The 724-nt window shown below is 70.4% G+C and carries 1 protein-coding gene and 1 pseudogene; one reads left to right on the forward strand and one right to left on the reverse strand.

The genetic code is table 11. From position 1 onward, the window contains the following. On the forward strand, window positions 1-422 hold a 422-nt coding region (locus A5686_RS03815), incomplete at its 5' end, for a hypothetical protein (protein WP_082947473.1). 21 nt (window positions 423-443) lie between these two features. On the opposite strand, the pseudogene A5686_RS03820 reads toward A5686_RS03815, so the two are convergent. Beyond that, window positions 444-724, reverse strand: a pseudogene (locus A5686_RS03820) (hypothetical protein); the annotation flags it as partial.

Genomic DNA, 724 nt, shown 5'->3' on the forward strand with positions numbered 1-724 from the left:
CCGCGTTCGCGACGTGCTTCGGTCTGCTCATGGTGGGGCTGGCCGCCGATGGTTGGCACGGCTCCGCGGTGGTCGCCTGGGTGGCGGCGCTGATCGCGGTCGCGGTGGGCATCGTAATCCGGCGTGCCGCAACGGTTGCCGTACTGCTCGCCGCGGTTACCGTCATCCTGTCCGACCCGCCGGTGATATTCGTCGCGCTGTCCGGCTTGTGCGCCGCCGCCTACCTGGTGTGCCGTCACACGGTCGGCGCGTCGGCCGCGGTGGTGCAGGACAGTTGGCCGACGGCGGCCGGCGCCGTGGGGTTCACGTTCGCCGGGTGGGTCGCGACGTCATTTCCCTTGCAGTTGCCGTGGTTGCCGTTGGTGGCCCCGCTGGGGGCACTGGTGATCTACCTCCTGGCCATCCGGCCGTTCATGAGCTGACCGGCCATGCCGCGGGCCGCGTCAGTGCAGCAGGACGGCGGCCTGGTCGGCCAGGTCGAGCAGCGGCTGCGGGAAGATGCCCAGCACCACGGTAACCGCGGCGCACACCGCGATCGCGGCCTTGCTCAAAAACCCCGGCGCCAACACGTGCGGGGTGTCCTCCGTCGCCTCCGTGAAGAACATCGACACGATGACCCGCACGTAGAAGTACGCGGCGACGCCGCTGGCGACCACCGCGGAGCCGTGCCAACCATCGGCGGCCAGCCCCACCATGAGCAGACCGAAGCACGTCGCGAACGCGG

This window comes from Mycobacterium sp. E2479 (assembly GCF_001667925.1).
In the GTDB taxonomy this organism is placed as follows: domain Bacteria; phylum Actinomycetota; class Actinomycetes; order Mycobacteriales; family Mycobacteriaceae; genus Mycobacterium.